Annotated in this window: 13 protein-coding genes; 4 read left to right on the top strand and 9 right to left on the bottom strand. The window is 45.1% G+C overall.

What is annotated here, in order from left to right:
- Window positions 1–35: 35 nt before the first annotated feature.
- From AB4375_RS03760 to prmB, 6 genes are all read right to left on the bottom strand, one after another.
- Window positions 36–1,283, bottom strand: coding sequence for an ABC transporter substrate-binding protein (locus AB4375_RS03760; RefSeq protein ID WP_372051042.1), 1,248 nt, complete (start codon window positions 1,281–1,283; stop codon window positions 36–38).
- A gap of 111 nt (window positions 1,284–1,394) precedes the next feature.
- Complete coding sequence (locus AB4375_RS03755) at window positions 1,395–2,840, bottom strand: ATP-binding protein (RefSeq protein ID WP_017068960.1); 1,446 nt, start codon at window positions 2,838–2,840, stop codon at window positions 1,395–1,397.
- A 45-nt stretch (window positions 2,841–2,885) separates the two neighbouring features.
- Entirely contained in the window at window positions 2,886–3,614 is a 729-nt protein-coding gene (locus tag AB4375_RS03750) for a response regulator (RefSeq protein ID WP_017060637.1), read from the bottom strand.
- Between the two features lie 159 nt (window positions 3,615–3,773).
- A complete protein-coding gene (locus AB4375_RS03745; protein WP_065583674.1) occupies window positions 3,774–5,231 on the bottom strand; it encodes a protein adenylyltransferase SelO in 1,458 nt (485 codons plus the stop codon).
- Window positions 5,232–5,766: 535 nt separating this feature from the next.
- Window positions 5,767–6,408, bottom strand: a complete 642-nt coding sequence (locus tag AB4375_RS03740) for a LysE family translocator (RefSeq protein WP_017060639.1) — start codon at window positions 6,406–6,408, stop codon at window positions 5,767–5,769.
- A gap of 253 nt (window positions 6,409–6,661) precedes the next feature.
- The gene (prmB, locus tag AB4375_RS03735) at window positions 6,662–7,594 is read right to left on the bottom strand and encodes a 50S ribosomal protein L3 N(5)-glutamine methyltransferase (RefSeq protein ID WP_372051041.1); all 933 of its coding nucleotides are present in this window, start codon (window positions 7,592–7,594) and stop codon (window positions 6,662–6,664) included.
- A gap of 62 nt (window positions 7,595–7,656) precedes the next feature.
- On the opposite strand from prmB, the gene smrB reads away from it, so the two are divergent.
- Window positions 7,657–8,187, top strand: a complete 531-nt coding sequence (smrB, locus tag AB4375_RS03730; RefSeq protein WP_017068963.1) for an endonuclease SmrB — start codon at window positions 7,657–7,659, stop codon at window positions 8,185–8,187.
- Window positions 8,188–8,298: 111 nt separating this feature from the next.
- Here the strand turns inward: smrB and sixA are convergent, their stop codons facing one another.
- Window positions 8,299–8,763 carry a phosphohistidine phosphatase SixA gene (gene sixA / locus AB4375_RS03725; RefSeq protein ID WP_017068964.1) on the bottom strand — a complete coding sequence of 155 codons (465 nt, stop codon included), beginning with the start codon at window positions 8,761–8,763 and terminating at the stop codon, window positions 8,299–8,301.
- Between the two features lie 305 nt (window positions 8,764–9,068).
- Between sixA and AB4375_RS03720 the strand changes: the two genes are divergently transcribed.
- A complete protein-coding gene (locus tag AB4375_RS03720) occupies window positions 9,069–11,846 on the top strand; it encodes an insulinase family protein (RefSeq protein ID WP_372051040.1) in 2,778 nt (925 codons plus the stop codon).
- A 303-nt stretch (window positions 11,847–12,149) separates the two neighbouring features.
- Here the strand turns inward: AB4375_RS03720 and fadJ are convergent, their stop codons facing one another.
- Both fadJ and fadI read right to left on the bottom strand, forming a co-directional pair.
- Window positions 12,150–14,366: a fatty acid oxidation complex subunit alpha FadJ gene (gene fadJ, locus AB4375_RS03715; protein ID WP_102332825.1), complete on the bottom strand. Its 2,217-nt coding sequence runs from the start codon at window positions 14,364–14,366 to the stop codon at window positions 12,150–12,152.
- On the bottom strand, window positions 14,366–15,673 hold the full coding sequence (gene fadI / locus AB4375_RS03710; RefSeq protein ID WP_017060645.1) for an acetyl-CoA C-acyltransferase FadI: 1,308 nt from the start codon (window positions 15,671–15,673) through the stop codon (window positions 14,366–14,368). The genes fadJ and fadI overlap by 1 nt, the downstream gene beginning before the upstream one ends.
- A gap of 552 nt (window positions 15,674–16,225) precedes the next feature.
- On the opposite strand from fadI, the gene AB4375_RS03705 reads away from it, so the two are divergent.
- Together AB4375_RS03705 and AB4375_RS03700 are read left to right on the top strand one after the other, a co-directional pair.
- Window positions 16,226–16,774: a sigma-70 family RNA polymerase sigma factor gene (locus tag AB4375_RS03705; RefSeq protein ID WP_372051048.1), complete on the top strand. Its 549-nt coding sequence runs from the start codon at window positions 16,226–16,228 to the stop codon at window positions 16,772–16,774.
- Window positions 16,767–17,495 carry a DUF3379 domain-containing protein gene (locus AB4375_RS03700; protein ID WP_017060647.1) on the top strand — a complete coding sequence of 243 codons (729 nt, stop codon included), beginning with the start codon at window positions 16,767–16,769 and terminating at the stop codon, window positions 17,493–17,495. The genes AB4375_RS03705 and AB4375_RS03700 overlap by 8 nt, the downstream gene beginning before the upstream one ends.
- The last annotated feature ends 3 nt before the right edge of the window (window positions 17,496–17,498 follow it).

Below are 17,498 nucleotides of genomic sequence, written 5' to 3'. Positions count from 1 at the left end.
ACTCACGTGCGTTGTGTGTCGCTTATCAAGTTATATTAGATAGCCGCTTTCACAGCTTTCGCTAACTTAGCCGCCGCTTGTTTTGGATCGGCATCTTTTTCGTTGAAGAAGTTGGTTACCACGTCGTAAATCGCGCCTTGAGCGTAGCTTGTTGTCGCTAGGCCGTGAGCCATACTCGGAACAAGATCGCCAGATTTCGCACTCGCTTTGAAGGTTGCCATTGAATCCAACGCACATTGGTCGAACTTAGACATGTCCATATCTAGACGTACAGGGATAGAACCCTTGTTAAGGTTGAAGACTTCTTGGAAATCTTTGGTAAGAATGGTTTTCGCTAGGTCTTGCTGCGCTTTTTGGTTCTCTTTGTCACTCAGCTCAAAGAACGCAAAGCTATCGATGTTGAAAGTGAATTGGCCATCAGTGCCCGGTGCTGGGGCACAGATGTAATCTTTACCCGGCACTTTACCTGCCGCAGTAAACTCACCTTTCGCCCAGTCACCCATGATTTGCATCGCGGCTTCGCCATTGATAACCATTGAAGTTGCGACGTTCCAATCACGACCTGGCGAGTTGCTGTCGATGTAGTCACGCATCTTTTTGAACTTGGTGAACACTTCCACCATCTTGTCGCCCGATAATACGTCCATATCAAGATCAACGAACGCTTTGTTGTAATCTTCACTGCCTAGTACATCGAGAGCCACCGCTTCGAATACGGTTGCGTCTTGCCAAGGTTGACCACCTTGAGCCAGTGGAATGAAGCCAGCCGCTTTAATCTTGTCTGCAGCAACGAAGAACTCATCTAACGTAGTTGGAACCGTCACGCCTGATTTTTCTAAAACAACAGGGTTCGCCCATAGCCAGTTAACACGGTGAACGTTGACAGGAACCGCCACATATTCGCCGTCCCACTTCATGACTTTGGTTACCACCTCTGGCAGTAACTCATCCCATTGTTCTTGTTTAGCAGTCGCATCGAGAGACGTTAGAAAACCTAAACCACCCCACTCTTGAATATCATGACCTTTAATCTGTGCCGCAGATGGAGGATTGCCCGATACTGCTCGAGTTTTCAAAACAGTCATCGCACTTTCACCGCCGCCACCAGCAACAGCAAAATCTTTCCAAGTATGGCCTTGATCTTCAATCATCTCTTTCAGTACCGCTGCGGATTTCGCTTCGCCACCGGCAGTCCACCAGTGAAGCACTTCCACTTCACCAGCTTGAGAAAATGTTGAGGCAGCAAGAAGAGATAGAGTAAGTAGGGTTTTATTGATTTTCATTATTATCTTCCATGTTTTAGCGGACTCGACGTCCGGTTCAATACAGAGTCTACTTATTCTGATTTGTAAGATTGAAACAAAAGGTAAGCTCAATGTAACACAATTGTTACATTAAACTTCTAGGCCGCGTGGAATATAGACTTTAGCTTCTAAGCCGCCTTGAGGGGAGTTACGAATAATGAGATCTCCGCCGTGTCCGTGTAGGATGTTTCGACAGATTCCAAGCCCTAAACCGTGTCCTTGGTCGTCAGTGGCGAGCCTGAAGTAAGGTTCAAAAACTAACTCTAGCTTGTCTTCTGGAATACCGAGACCACGGTCTTGAATGGTCACGACCACCCAAAGATCATCACCGCTGATTTCAACAACTGCTGAGGAACCATACTTAACCGCGTTGTCGATTAAGTTGGTGAGTACACGCTTTATCGCCAGTGGTTTAGCGACCAATGGCTCAATGACGACCGGCTCGAACTCAACCTTTGTCTGATACTGGTTATGAGATTCAATCACTGCAAGTACCATTTCGTTGAGGTCAATAATGGCATTATTCTCGTGTAGATCGGTGTCTCTTACCGCTTGCAAAGCACCTTTAACCATCATCTCAAGCTCATCGAGATCTTTGTTGAATTTGTCTTTCTTTACTTCACTCTCCAACAACTCTGCACGCAATCTAAGCCGTGTTATTGGTGTCTTTAAATCATGTGAGATTGCAGAGAAAAGGTGCTCACGGTCGGCAACATAGCGACGAATCCGTTGCTGCATTCGATTAAACGCTCGGGTCGCCGTCACCAGCTCAGTAGCCCCCTCTTCGTTAAGTGGCGGCTGCTGAATATCCATACTCATCTCATTGGCCGCTCTTGCTAATTTTTTAAGAGGGCGTACTTGCCGACGAATCATCAAGTAAGTCAAAACCAAAAGAATGAGGGTCGAGGAAACTAAGAAGATCACCTGTTCTCTGCCGAGAATCGTATCGTCGAGTTTGACGTAAGGCGCAGGCAACAACGCGGCGATATACACCCATTCATGACTGGCTAATTCTATCTGAACAACCAGAATAGGAGGGTTAAGAGGTTCTAAGGTTAAAGTATGATGTGCCCACGATCGTGGGAGATCGCTCAAGTAGATGTCATTTTTAAGCAAACGAAGATGTTCAGGGCGAGAGAAATCAACCCGCACTGATTCGACTTTATTGAGCTTGCTACTCAAAACACTTTCTATCGCTTCAATCGAGGCGGTTTTTAAACGGGTATCAGGGATCGGTTCGACAATCAACGCCTCTTTATTGAAAGAAACGAAGAAGCGCGTACCGCCCATATTGCGGATTTGATCCAACACGATATGGCGATATTTAACGGGCAGAGACTGGAAGAAAGTCACCGTCGAGGCAAACATATTGGCCATGCTTGAAGAGGCAGAACGAATCCCCTCCAGTTCTTTGTGTTTGGATTCGCTATACCAAATAGACGTTGCGATACCTTGAGCTATCACCACAGCTAACAAGGTCAGTAACAATGTTCTGGCAACCAAAGAGTTTGGCTTTAACCGACTCAACCCGTTCATAGGAAATACTTCATTGCCGAGGTGCTCATTAACATCACTTGATTATCAGTGTTCATACTGAACAGGCACAGCGAGGATATAGCCATTACCGCGCATGGTTTTGATGTAGTGAGGATATTTACCACTGTCGCCCAATCGGCTTCTCAGACGACTAAGCTGCACATCAATGCCACGTTCAAAAGGCAACGCTTCGCGGCCTCTGGTAGCGAATGAGATAGTGTCACGGTCGAGAACTTCGTTAGGGCGGGTTAAGAACAACATCAACAGAGAAAAATCACTGCCCGACAAATCCATCTCTTCTGAGTTTTCATTGTGGGAAATTCGATGCGCTAACGTATCAAGCGTCCAATCACCAAAAACAATCTGTTTTGGCAATGCATCACTTGTCTTGTCATCCACCACTTGAACGCGGCGCAACAACGCTTTGATACGCGCCATTAGCTGACGAGGGCTAAACGGCTTGGCAATGTAATCATCAGCACCAATTTCTAAGCCGATAATTTGGTCGGTTTCATCCGATACGGCAGTCAGCATGATGATAGGCACATTCGATTGCTTACGGACGCGTTGACACAAGGTAAAACCATCGTCACCGGGTAGCATCACATCAAGCAGAATCAGATCTGGATAACCTTGGTTTTGCAGATGAGCTTCTAGTTCAACACCATCTCCCACAGAAGAAACATCGAAACCAGATTTTGTGAGGTACTCTTCCAGCAGCTCGCGGATTTCTTGATCATCATCCACCACGAGAATTCGAGTATTTGTTGGCATCGCCCAAACCTATTAAATTTACAACTTATTCACATAGTGTATAGGCTGGCCGATTGTTTGATTATTGACATGTTTGTAAAGTTAGAAGAACAAACAGATAAAGATCACAACTTAGTGACCTCTATCTGAATCTTTAGGGCTTAATCCGCTATTGGTTGGTTATGAAGAGCAGCTGATCTCCATGGCTTTACCCCACTCAGGAGGTAGAGCCGCAAGGTATTCATAATCCGGGTGTTCCGCATAAGGGTCTGCCAGTACCACCATCAAAGCGTCAATATCGCTGCTATCACCGCGCTCTGCTTTGTCTATCGCTAGCTGAGCTAGGTAGTTTCTGAGGATGTATTTCGGGTTTACCTGTCTCATATTTTCGCAGCGCTCGACCACTGAGCTATCTTCCAATTCGCAGCGTTGTAAGTAGTTATCTACCCACAGTTTTGCTGCCTCTCGATCAATTATCAGATCAATCACTTCTTGTGGCGACAAGGTGTCTAGGTTCGATAGCGTTCTAAAGAACCTTGGGTAGTCGACTTTGTTTTGCGACATCAGCTCGAACATAGATTCAAACAAACGACTGTCGCCTTCTTGTTTCGAAAGTAGCCCCAACTTACGACGCATCATCTGACTAAAGTAACCGTTCATTTGCGGTTCGTACTGCTCTAAAGCCGCCTCTAAGTCGGCCTTATCCACCAGCGGAGAAAGTGAGTGAGCCAGTGCCGACAGGTTCCAAAGCCCTATTCTTGGCTGCTGGTTAAAAGCATAACGACCTTGGTAATCCGAGTGATTACAGATCAATCTTGGGTCATATTCATCAAGAAACGCAAACGGACCATAATCGAAAGTTTGCCCGATGATCGACATGTTATCGGTGTTCATCACGCCATGAGCAAAACCATTCGCTTGCCACAACGCAATCATCTCCGCGGTACGGTCAACAATCTGATTAAACATAGCAGCGTAGGGTTTCTCTTCATCGAGACACTCAGGGAAGTGCCATTCAATGACTTTATCGGCCAGCAACTTATGCTCAGCCAACTGATTGGTATAAAACAGATGTTCAAAGTGACCGAAACGGATGTGTGATTCGGCAGCACGCACCAACAATGCGCCCCACTCTTGCTTCTCTCGATATACCGGTGTGTCGCTGGTCATCATAGCCAACGCGCGAGTGGTTGGGATATTGAGCCCTGCCATCGCTTCGCTACATAAGTACTCACGAACGGTTGATCGAATAACAGCGCGTCCATCGCCCATACGTGAATAGGGCGTTTTACCGGCACCTTTAAGGTGTAAATCGAACGTTTCGCCACTTTTCGCGACAATTTGAGCTAATAACAGCCCTCTTCCATCACCTAAATCCGGGTTATAAGAACCAAACTGGTGGCCTGCGTATTTCATTGCTACAGGCGAAAACTGCTCAGGTTCAACATTGCCAGATAACGTTTCAAGCAATTCCTCGGAAGCATCATCAAATGACAAAAAACCGAGTTCATCCGCAAGCTTATGGTTCCATGCGAGCCATTGGACATTGCTGAGCGGTGTAGGTTGAATTGGGGTATAGAACAGTCGAGGTAATGCAGTAAATCGATTGTTAAATGAAATAGAATCCCAGACAGACATGAGAGATACACTGTAGATAAAAGATAACTTAAGATTATCACAGTTTCGTAACAACTTCAGAAGTGCGATGGCGCTTGTTTATAGAGGTAAGGTGATAAACCATTCCACAGGAAGAAAGTGGTGACTAGGAGTAAATTACTGGGGAATGCTTGCTAGAAGAAGATGACTAAGAAAAAGTTAAGTGGCTAGCCTGATGAGAAAAGCCACATTTATAAGAGAAAGAGTTCTGACTTTGAAGACTTTTTAACAAGTGATTTCATAATAAAAACTAAAACTATAGAGCCATGAAGCTGACTACATTAGAGCAAGAATACCCACTAGAGAAAGGGTAGAGAAAATCCAAGTACGACTGATTACGCCAAAGTTACTGTGTTGAATCATTTCTTGATGCTGCATATGTCTCTCCTTGAGAACGTGATGGTGTAACTACAATATATCGGCTTTTCGCCAAAAGCAGCAAGCGCATTAATATTAACCTTTTATGACAGCATCAAGAATATTCTGTAATCATTCACCTCTCTGATAAAACAGAAAGTTATGCTCGACTGGTCGTCGAAAGCAGTGCGCCAGCCCCAATAAAGACACCTCCAGTGACACGATTAAAGACCTTGGCTCGACCTTTCGCAAACAACCAATTTGACGACTTCGCCCCCAAGTAGGCATACACCAATAACCAAGACAATTCCATCACTGCGAAGGTAAAAGCAAACACGGTAAACTGTGGTAATAGCGCAATTGAGGGATCAATAAACTGTGGGAAAAGTGCAGTAAAAAACAAGATAGCTTTGGGGTTACTCGCGCCAACAATAAAGCCACTTAAGTAATGCTGCGCAGCGCTTTCTTTGACAGATTGAGCACCGCCTTGTTGATCCGATAACTTGTCATAATCTTGTTGGCTAGAGCGCAGAGACTTCCAACCGAGGAAGATCAGATAAGCTGCACCAGTCCATTTTATGACATTAAATACCACTTCAGACGAAGCAATAATTACCCCTAGCCCGGTAAACGATAAAGTTAAAATACCAGTAATCGCAGTTAAGCTCCCCAAGGCAGTAAATATCGATAATTTAAAGCCAGATTGCACACCTTTGGTCATGCACAATAAAGAACTTGGGCCTGGTGATGCCGTTAAAATTAGCACCGCTAATAAATAATAAATCCATGTATCAAAGCTCATCGTGAATCCTCCTTAACTCACTAAAACGACTAAATATTAAACACCAATATGTAATAAGCCCTCATATTAATCAACTAAATATTGCGCTTAACGTCTTCGATATAAATGCAAACATCTTTAATCTAGGCAATAAAAAACGCCATGCATTGCTGCATGGCGTTTAAATAAAAACGTTTCAAATCGAACGTCTTACTAGATGTCAGGTTCTAAGCTTACAGCCCTAAGATAGGGGCACTAACCTAATAATTGAAACCTAGTCTTTGTAGATAGAGAACTCATCAGCGCAAGCAACAAGCTGCTCACGAGTGATCATGAATACGCCATGACCACCGTTAGAGAATTCAATCCAAGTGAATGGAATCTCTGGGTACTGATCCATCATATGAACCATTGAGTTACCAACTTCACAGATAAGAATACCGTCGTCAGTTAGGTAGTCTGGTGCATTAGCTAAGATGCGACGAACCAATTTCAGACCGTCTGTACCCGCTGCTAGGCCAAGTTCTGGCTCGTGAGTAAACTCATCTGGCAGGCTGTTCATATCTTCTTCGTCCACGTAAGGTGGGTTAGATACGATCAGGTTGTATTTCTCTTTTGGCAAATCACGGAAAAGATCTGAACGGATTGGGAACACTTGCTGATCCATGCCGTGATCTTGAACGTTCTGCTCTGCAACTTGCAATGCGTCAGTAGAGATATCAATCGCATCTACTTCAGCGTCTGGGAATGCGTGAGCACAAGCAATAGCGATACAACCACTACCCGTACACATATCCATGATGCGAGTTGGCTCTTCAGTTAACCAAGGTTGGAATTGAGCTTCGATCAGCTCACCAATTGGAGAACGAGGCACAAGAACGCGCTCATCAACGAAGAACTCAAGACCACAGAACCAAGCTTTGTTGGTTAGGTAAGCCGTTGGTGTACGATCATTAATACGCTTGATTACGCGCTCAACAATACGTAGACGTTCGCTGCTCGTTAGACGAGAGTTCATCACATGCGAAGGAACATCAATCGGCAGATAAAGAGTAGGTAAGATAAGTTGTACTGCCTCATCCCACGCGTTATCAGTGCCGTGACCATAAAATAGGCCCGCTGCGTTAAAGCGGCTAACAGTCCAACGAATCACATCTTGAAGCGTGTGTAGTTCTGATACCGCTTCTTCTACAAAAATCTTATCCAAAATTGTCTCCGAAAAGCGCTACAATACTGCTAATTACGTTTCTAATTAGAATTCATAACCTGATGAGCAAAAAAGACACCGACTTTGATGACGATTTCGCCCTGTTCAACGATGCAGTAAAGGGCGTTAAAAAGTTGCAACAGGATACCATAGTCCAGCAGCCAAAAAGAAATGCCAAACAAAAAGAAATTACTCGAACGGCAAGACAAGCTAGCGATAGCGAGTTTTATTTCTCTGACGAGTTCATTCCGCACCTTAGTGAGGAAGGGCCAACACGCTATGCGCGTGATGATGTCTCTAAATACGAAGTCAAGCGACTGCGTCGCGGTGTTTACGTGCCTGACGTGTACCTAGATATGCATGGTATGACACAACAAGAAGCAAAGCGCGAACTAGGAGCTATGATTGCTCACTGTATTAAAGAGAGCGTAGCTTGTGCTTGCGTGCAACATGGTATCGGTAAGCACATTCTTAAACAAAAAGTGCCTTTGTGGTTAGCACAGCACCCAGACGTGATGGCTTTCCACCAAGCACCGTTAGAGTTTGGCGGCAATGGCGCGCTGTTAGTCTTGCTTTCGGTTCCTGAGAAGTAATTCTGGTTAACAAACTCTCTCTCACCAAAAAACAACAAAGGGCATCCCAATCATATTGAGATGCCCTTTCTAATTGTCTGCAACTTTGTCATCAAACAGAGCTCAACGAGCTTATGGATTGATGTTCCAAAGCAACTCACCTTTTTGTGTCTCAAGGTTGAAGTCGATACACGCTAGGCCCGAAGTGGGAAACATAGGCGGCGCCATGCCTGTTGCAAACTCTGCAGTTAGGTAGCCAACTAGAGGTAAATGAGAAACAAATAAAATGGTCTCTAGTTTTTCTACTTCAGCCATTGCTAAGGTCAAATCAAACACATCGTCGGACATTCCATAAGGCGTAATATCATCACAGGTTTCTACTTTCTTTCCAGAAAACGCCTGAGAGATCTCTAACCACGTTTCTTGTGCCCTTAAATATGGGCTCACCAGCACTTTATCGAATTGACTAATCCCCTGCTCATTTGCAGCTTGTGCCACGGCAAGAGAAGCCATTTTCCCGCGCTTGCTCAACGCTCTTTCTGCATCCGAGTTGGCAAAATGTTCTGCTTCACCGTGGCGCATAATGAATATTTTCATGTTCAATCCTGTCTTCGTAACATGTCGAAAGTCGATATATCCCATATATCAGCGAAACGCTACTTAGGTTTGGCTCTCAATCCAGAGAAACCGCAGTCAATATAAATAATTATATCAAGTCACTTGCCAAAGAGTTCGACTTTCTTAACAATCTTGTTAAAAGAAAATAAATTACTGATAAAAATCGATAAAAGTGATTTAGAAATCGCCAAAAAGCACTTCATATCCCAAAATATGATCACAAGGTTTGCACGCCGAATCATCGGGTACATAATTTAAAAACCACCTTCTCTGGAGATGCTCCTGTGCACTTAAGCCCAAATGATGAACATCAATACCGCTACATAACCTTAAATAACGGGTTACGTGCACTGTTAGTTCAGGATCAAAATGCTCAAAAAGCAGCAGCCGCATTAGCCGTCAATGTGGGGCATTTTGATGACCCTACAGACCGAGAGGGTTTAGCTCACTACTTAGAGCATATGCTATTTTTGGGAACTGAAAAGTATCCAAAGGTCGGAGAGTTCCAAAGTTTTATCAGCCAGCATGGCGGTAGCAACAACGCTTGGACAGGAACAGAGCACACCTGCTTCTTTTTTGATGTTGAATTGAATGCCTTTGAAACCGCACTCGATCGCTTCAGCCAATTTTTTACCGCTCCCCTTTTCAACGAAGAAGCGTTAGACAAAGAACGCCAAGCCGTTGACTCCGAATACAAGATGAAACTCAACGACGACTCACGACGCTTGTACCAAGTTACCAAAGAACTGGTGAATCACAATCACCCATTCTCGAAGTTTTCTGTCGGTAATATCGATACGTTGGGTGACAGAAACGGCGAGACGATTCGACAAGAGATCTTGGCTTTCCACCAGCAACAATACTCTGCTGACTTGATGACACTGACACTGTCTGGCAATCAGTCGTTAGATGAGATGCAAAGCTGGGTTGAGGATCGCTTTAGCTCAATCACCAATCACAACCTACAAGGCAAAAAGGTTGAAGTTCCGATTGTCGGCGAGTTAAGTACGGGTGTACAAGTCCGCGTTGAGCCGATTAAAGAAGTGCGCAAACTGATCTTAACCTTCCCGATGCCAAGCATGGACGAACACTACGGCGTTAAGCCTTTGTCGTTCTTTGCCCACCTTTTAGGTTACGAAGGTGAAGGCAGTTTGATGATGCAACTCAAAGAGAAAGGCTGGATAACATCTCTCTCTGCAGGTGGTGGCGCGAGTGGCAGTAACTACCGTGATTTCACAGTCAGTTGCTCATTGACCATAGAAGGTTTAACCAAAACCGATAACATCATCCAAGCGATATTTCAGTACATCAAGTTAGTCGAACAACAAGGCATAGAAGAGTGGCGCTACCTAGAAAAACGCGCCGTTTTAGAGTCTGCTTTCCGCTTTCAAGAGCCAGCAAGACCGCTTGATGTCGTCAGCCACCTCGTCATCAACATGCAGCACTACCAAGAGCAAGATGTGGTGTATGGCGATTACAAAATGTCGCATTTCGATGACGAATTACAGCGTGCTTTGCTGCCTTACTTAACCGTCGACAACATGCGGGCAACCATTGTTGCTCAGGGATTCGAGTATGACAGGGAAGCGAAGTGGTACTTTACGCCCTACTCGGTCACACCTTTTAGCGCTGAACAAGTTCAATGCTTTACGTGCATTAACCCCGGTTGGCAGTTTGAACTCCCAAGCAAAAACCCGTTTATTTGCTACGATCTAGACCCGACTGAACTGGAAGGTGACGCTAAGTTCCCACAACTGTTAGAAGAGCTCGACGGCTTTAAGCTGTGGCACCTGCAAGACCATCAATTTCGAGTTCCTAAAGGTGTGGTGTATGTCGCTATCGATAGCCCGCACTCAGTTGCTAGCCCAAGAAATATCGTTAAAACACGCTTGTGTGTAGAAATGTTCTTAGACTCACTCGAAAAAGATACGTATCAGGCTGAAATCGCCGGAATGGGCTACAACATGTACACCCATCAGGGCGGTGTAACGCTCACTCTGTCCGGGTTTAGCGAGAAACAGCCACAACTGCTCAATATGATTCTTGAACGTTTCCAAGCACGCGACTTTAGTCCAACACGCTTCGAAACCATCAAACATCAATTGCTCAGAAACTGGAACAACGCGTCGCAAGATCGCCCTATTTCGCAGTTGTTTAATGCAATGACTGGGATACTTCAACCAAATAACCCGCCTTATTCCGTGTTAATTGAAGCCCTAGAAACGATAGAGGTCGATGAGCTCTCCTCTTTTGTTCAAGCAATCTTGGCGGAACTTCATGTTGAGATGTTTGTGTATGGCGACTGGAAAAAAGCCGATGCACACAAGATGGCTGAAACGCTAAAAGATGCACTGCGTGTTCAAGATCAGGCTTACGAAGAATCACTGCGTCCGCTCATCATGCTCGGTGAAAACGGCAGCTTCCAACGTGAAGTGGTGTGTAACCAAGATGATTCAGCAATTGTGGTTTATTACCAATGCCCTGATATTTCACCTAAAAATATCGCGCTGTATTCATTGGCAAACCATTTGATGTCGGCCACTTTCTTCCATGAGATACGAACCAAGCAGCAGCTAGGTTACATGGTCGGTACTGGCAATATGCCGCTCAACCGACACCCTGGAATTGTGTTGTATGTGCAATCACCGAATGCCGCCCCTGCTGACTTGTTAGCCTCGATAGATGAGTTCCTCAATGCCTTTTACATGGTGCTGTTAGAGCTTAACGACTATCAATGGCACAGCAGTAAGCGCGGCCTATGGAATCAGATTTCGACACCAGATACGACTTTGCGAGGGCGAGCTCAGCGCTTATGGGTTGCGATAGGCAATAAGGATGTTGAGTTCAACCAGAGAGAGCGCGTATTGGAAGACCTTAAGGGGTTAACTCGCTCAGACATGATGCGTTTTGTGGTTAGCCAGCTAAAACCACGCACGGCAAATCGCCTGATTATGCATGCTCACGGTAATGCTCATAATGAGGAAGAGAAGCTGTCAGCAGGTGTTGAAATTGGCTCTATTGATGAGTTTCAGTTACGCCCGAAAGATACTGAGCTAGGCTGATAAAGCTGGAATGAAAATCATAAGGTTGATGTGAAAGCATCAACCTTTTTTATTGGATGCAGCCCAAAAGCAGATCTCCTATTACGCTCCTTCGTCGCTTTAGGAGATGACGGTAGTTTTGATTGACGTGTGTTTGACCACCTTTCTAATCAACGCAATAACTTACTTTTTATCTCTCAATCATCATTCCCGAGAAGGAGGAACGACTGAGTCGGGAATCTCATTCCTTTCACACTCGTTCATAAAACAGAAAAGCCCGCATCAATTGCTTGATACAGGCTTCTTAATCAATGAGTTAGAGAGTTACTTGTAGAAAGACTCACCCAATCCAGCACGTGTCAGTAGGCCATCACATGGCGCGAAACGATCACCGTACTTCTTAGCGAAATCGTTCATCATCTCAACCAGTGACTTAATGCCGATTTGATCCATATAACGGAACGGACCACCTAGGAATGGCGGGAAACCGATACCGAAAATCGCACCGATATCGCCATCACGAGGGCTGCGGATAATGCCGTCGTCTAGACAACGAACCGCTTCGTTTAGCATAGGTAACACACAGCGCATCGCGATATCGTTATCGCTCAACTTAGGATCTGGTTGCAGCTTAAGCAGCTTGTAAACTGACTTATCCACTTCCTTCTTCTTGCCTTTGTAAGTGTAGAAACCTTTACCACTCTTGCGGCCTTTACGATTGTCATTCAAAAGAATATCGAACACATCAGGACCTTGGAAACGATCGCCAAGCTCATTCACTAAAATCGGAATGATCTTCGCACCGATATCAACACCCACCTCATCTAATAAAGTGATAGGACCAACCGGGAAACCGAAGTCCAATAACGTGCTGTCGAGCTTTTCAATCGGCTCGTTCGCTAGCAGTAAATGCGCTGCTTCGTTCATGTACGGAGCAAGAATACGGTTCACATAAAAACCAGCCGTGTCTTTCACAACAATCGGCGTTTTACCTTGCTTCTTCGCTAATGCAACAACCGTAGAAATCGTCTCTTCTGAGGTTGTCTCATGAGGAATAACCTCAACCAGTGGCATTTTCTCAGCAGGACTGAAGTAGTGAAGACCGACCACATTTTCTGGTCGCTGCGCCTTCTCCGCAATCTTATGGATCGGCAATGAAGACGTATTCGTCGCGAAAATAGTCTCTGGCTTGGCATTGGCTTCGATGTCCGCAACCATTGACTGCTTAAGGTCGAGGTCTTCAAATACCGCTTCAATCACCACATCGGTGTGGTTAAAGCTTGTAAAGTCGATACCACCAGAAAGCTGAAGCATCTTACTTTCTAAACCAGCTCGGCTCAGAATACGACGCTTACGCTGCTTATCGAACAACTTGAAGTTGTAGTTCAGCGCGTTCAGAACGCCTTCATTTGATACATCTTTAATACGAACCGGTACTTTCGCTTTTGCAACGCTTACATGACTAATACCTGCGCCCATAAGGCCGCCACCCAGTACACCAACACGCTTAACCGCTTTGGGTTCTGCGTCTGCGCCGTGTTCTTTTTTCATTTCCGTGGTTGCAAAGAAAATCGAACGAAGGGCTTTAGACTCTGAAGTCATAACCAGTTCTGAGAAACGCTTCGCTTCATACTGAAGACCTTTATCAAAGCCGTTCTCAAGGCCATAACGAATCACGTCTAAAATCGCATCCGCTGCTGGGTAATTGCCGCGTGTTTTCTGATTGGTCTTCTTAGAAGCTTGTTCAAAAATCACTTTACGACCAAGGCCGTTACGTGAAATCAGCTTTTCTTTGGTCGACGCTTGGCTTTTCGACGCAAGGCGCTTACCTTTTTTACTGCCCGTATTCTTTTCAACAAAGCTTTTAGCGACTTCAAGCAGGATAGTTTCAGGCACACAAGCATCCACAACACCGAGCGATTTCGCTTTCTTAGCGCGCAGTTGCTTACCCGTAAGGATTAGGTCAAGAGATGGCAGCAAACCAATAAGGCGAGGTAGACGCTGTGTACCGCCAGAGCCTGGTAACAGACCTAACTGTACTTCTGGCAGACCAACGCGAGTCTTATCTGAATCGGTACATACACGGTAATCACACGCCAGTGCAAGCTCTAAACCACCACCTAAACATGGGCCGTGAATCGCTGCGACTACTGGGTACGGTAGTTCAGAAAGCGTTTGGAACATCTCCTGCCCTTGGCGAGCCAGAGACTGTGCTTCGTCAGCCGTTTTACACGCATCAAGCATTCTTACATCAGCACCAGCGATAAAGTTATCTGGCTTAAGAGAATGAACGATTAGGCCCTTAACTCGGCTTTGCTTTTCTTTGAGTTGCTCGAAGATGGCTTTCATTTCTTCAGCAAAAGCCGCTTGCAGCGTGTTCATTTTCTCGTTTGGTACATCAATCGCTAACCAAGCAATATCTTGCTCATCGATATTGAGAGTAAATGCTGTCGCTTTCTTTTTGGTTGATTCAGTCGCAGAGGTTGAATCTGGTTGAGCGACTGTTTCTTTTTCTGTTGTTGCATCAAGAGTCGTAGACATTATTCTACCTCCAAGATCATTGCTGCACCTAAACCACCAGCCGCACAAGCTGTGTTCAATGCCAAGCCGCCACCGCGACGTTTCAGTTCACGTAATGTTTGAGTCATCATGCGCGCGCCAGTCGCTGCAAACGGATGTCCGTAAGCAATCGAGCTACCCAGCACGTTGAACTTCTCCATATCAATCTCACCGATCGCTTTGTCGCGGCCAAGATTCTTCTGTGCAAACTCATCGCTTGCGAACATTTTAACGTTAGCCAAAACTTGGGCAGCGAATGCTTCGTGCATTTCGATCAGTGTTAGGTCTGACAACTCTAAACCGGTGTTCTTTAATACTTGTGAGGTCGCGTAAGTCGGGCCCATCAGCATATCTGTTTCAACACCAATCGCTGAGAACGCATAACCACGAATATAACCAAGCACTTCTAAGCCTAGTTCTTTCGCTTTACCTTCGCGCATCAACATCACTGCTGCACCGCCATCAGTCAGTGGCGTAGCATTGGCTGCCGTTACACTGCCGTACTTTCTATCAAAAGCAGGACGCAGCTTAGCGTAACCTTCAACCGTTGAGTCGTGGCGAATGTTGTTGTCTTCCGCTAGATACTTTTTGTAAGGCGCCGGGAATGCAGTCATCACTTCGTCTTTAATCTTGCCTTCTTTCCATGCCTGAGAAGCCAAAGAGTGAGAACGGTGAGCAAGTGCGTCTTGAGCTTCGCGAGTAATACCATGCGTCTTAGCCATTTGCTCAGCCGTTTGTCCCATGGATAAACCGGTCGAGTATTCAGCAACTGCAGGTGGTACTGGCATCAAATCTTTTACGGAAAGTGTTTTAAGAATTTTCAGCTTTTGACCCATAGTTTTCGTTTTACTCAGCGCTAATAGATTTGCCGCTAACTTTTTCGAAACACCGATAGGCAATACAGAAGAAGAGTCCGCACCGCCCGCAATACCGATATCAATCGTGCCAGCCATAATGCTTTCGGTCACGTTAACTGCCGCTTGGAAGCTGGTCGCACATGCTCGTGTGACACTGTAGGCATCGGTATTGATGTTCATGCCTGTGCCCAACACGATTTCACGCGCAATGTTCGGCGCTTCTGGCATTTGCACTACTTGGCCGAACACAACTTGTTCGATAAGCGCAGGATCGACATCCGTTCTTGCAAGCATTTCGCTCACAACCATTTTGCCTAGGTCAACCGCAGGCACTTGGCTAAATTCTGTGCTCTGACGAGCAAATGGGGTTCGTAATCCAGCGACAACGGCAACACGTTCTCCAGAACGCGTTTTGACTTCCTGTTTGCCCATGGTTTCTCCTTAAAGTTAAGAGGTCTGACCTGAAGCATTGTAAAGAAGTTGTTAATTAAATCAAACGAGCGTTTAAATAAACGTGATACGAGTATCTCACTGTTTGAAAATATAACTGCGCATTCAGGCGAACCTTTTTGGGGGAAAGGTTGCCGTAAGAGACTAAACTATTGTAAGCAAAGACTGTTATCGCTGTGTAGGGAATGGTTTTCTTGAGGCAAAAAAAAACCACACAAAGCTGTGTGGTTGGAATGTATATAAAGCAATTAACTTAGCGCCAATTGAAATAATCAGTTTCCTGATTAGGAGAAAGTAAAGTCAGCCTTCAAAAGGAAGTGTCGTCTTGCTCAACATGCTAGCCACGAATGACTAACTAGACGACAAGGTGTACTATAACGAGTTCGAGGCCTTAGATTTTGAAGTAGATCAATTTTAATGTGATTTTACGATTTCCTGCCGATCGTTAGCTCTAAAAATATAAAAACGAAGCACAACGTATAGAGGACAGCTATACGCAGAGCAATTATGGAGGCTCGTGTGTCAATAATAAAAATGTTTGGAAAGAAAACAGCCAAGCGTCCGGTCAACTCTGATATGGACAAACAAAGAAAATACGAAGCACTTGTGCGCGCCTATCATCGTGACCTCTTTCGCTACGCCTATTGGTTATGCAAAGACAAAAGCATTGCCGAGGATCTAGTGCAAGAAACTTGCCTTCGCGCATGGAAATCACTCGATAGCCTACAAGATGAAAAAGCCGCAAAATCTTGGTTGATTACTATCTTACGCCGCGAGAATGCTCGACGTTTTGAACGCAAACAGTTTGATCTGGTTGATATCGACGATCACGGTAACGATGCTAGTGTCAGTGATGACCCGCACCATCAGCATCAGTGGTTGCAAGCCCAGATCATGAAACTTGAAATTGATTACCGTGAACCTCTCTTCTTGCAAGTGATTGGTGGTTTTAGTGGTGATGAGATTGCCGATATTCTCGATCTCAACAAAAACACGGTGATGACACGTTTATTCAGAGCTCGAAATCAGTTGAAAGAGCTGTTGGATACAGAAGAGTCAGAGAGGGGGCAACATAATGGATGATTTGGAATTTCGTCGTCGTGTATTGTCGGAACCTAAACAACGTACACAAGATATTGTTGATGCGACCGCGAATAGCGAAGCCAATAGTAACTTCTTAGACGATGTACTAGCGCTTGATAAACAGATCCACTCTGCGATGAATGTGGATGTGCCAGACGATCTTGCTGATCGTATTCTGTTCAATCAGACCTCAAGCGAAGAAAGCAAAGTAGTAAGGCCAACGTTTGCGAGACGAGCAATGGCAATGGCCGCCTCAGTAGCATTCGTTGCAGGTTTATTAGTTGGCCAAGTGAATTGGGGAAATGCATTCGTTTCACCTGCGCAAGCTAGTTTAGTTGATACAGCGATGAAGCATGTTGTTGATGAGAAGAGCTTTGTTAGTAGCATCGATGAACAGGTTACATCGCAGCAGATCAACGCAAAAATGAACCCATTTGCTTTTCAGTTTGATGACGCTTTCCCTTACCATGTTTATTACCTAAACCACTGTGGCTTTGGTAAATCCAACGCAGTACATATGGTCTTCCAAGGCGCAAAAGGCAAAGTAACACTGTTTTTAACCGGTATTCCAACAGACAAACCTATCGATTTTGATGAAAAAGGCATGTCCGGCTCGGTAACACCCGTAGATGGCAGCAGCTTAATCCTTGTGGGTGAAAATGGTGAGGATGTTTCCAAAATCGCCGAAAAGCTGACAAAAATGATCAAACCAATGAGCTAATTC

Origin of the sequence: Vibrio sp. 10N.261.51.C6 (assembly GCF_041471785.1) — a bacterium.
GTDB classification, from domain to species: Bacteria; Pseudomonadota; Gammaproteobacteria; order Enterobacterales; family Vibrionaceae; genus Vibrio; species Vibrio crassostreae_C.
Note: the sequence above shows the minus strand (reverse complement) of the source record. Positions and strands in the feature narration are given on the sequence as shown.

Excerpts from the sequence above, each read along its gene's own strand:
- AB4375_RS03760 (WP_372051042.1), bottom strand. The coding sequence starts at position 1,283 with ATGAAAATCAATAAAACCCTACTTACTCTATCTCTTCTTGCTGCCTCA.
- AB4375_RS03750 (WP_017060637.1), bottom strand. The coding sequence starts at position 3,614 with ATGCCAACAAATACTCGAATTCTCGTGGTGGATGATGATCAAGAAATC.
- AB4375_RS03705 (WP_372051048.1), top strand. The coding sequence starts at position 16,226 with ATGTTTGGAAAGAAAACAGCCAAGCGTCCGGTCAACTCTGATATGGAC.
- fadI (WP_017060645.1), bottom strand. The coding sequence starts at position 15,673 with ATGGGCAAACAGGAAGTCAAAACGCGTTCTGGAGAACGTGTTGCCGTT.
- AB4375_RS03700 (WP_017060647.1), top strand. The coding sequence starts at position 16,767 with ATGGATGATTTGGAATTTCGTCGTCGTGTATTGTCGGAACCTAAACAA.
- AB4375_RS03740 (WP_017060639.1), bottom strand. The coding sequence starts at position 6,408 with ATGAGCTTTGATACATGGATTTATTATTTATTAGCGGTGCTAATTTTA.
- smrB (WP_017068963.1), top strand. The coding sequence starts at position 7,657 with ATGAGCAAAAAAGACACCGACTTTGATGACGATTTCGCCCTGTTCAAC.
- AB4375_RS03755 (WP_017068960.1), bottom strand. The coding sequence starts at position 2,840 with ATGAACGGGTTGAGTCGGTTAAAGCCAAACTCTTTGGTTGCCAGAACA.
- AB4375_RS03745 (WP_065583674.1), bottom strand. The coding sequence starts at position 5,231 with ATGTCTGTCTGGGATTCTATTTCATTTAACAATCGATTTACTGCATTA.
- sixA (WP_017068964.1), bottom strand. The coding sequence starts at position 8,763 with ATGAAAATATTCATTATGCGCCACGGTGAAGCAGAACATTTTGCCAAC.
- fadJ (WP_102332825.1), bottom strand. The coding sequence starts at position 14,366 with ATGTCTACGACTCTTGATGCAACAACAGAAAAAGAAACAGTCGCTCAA.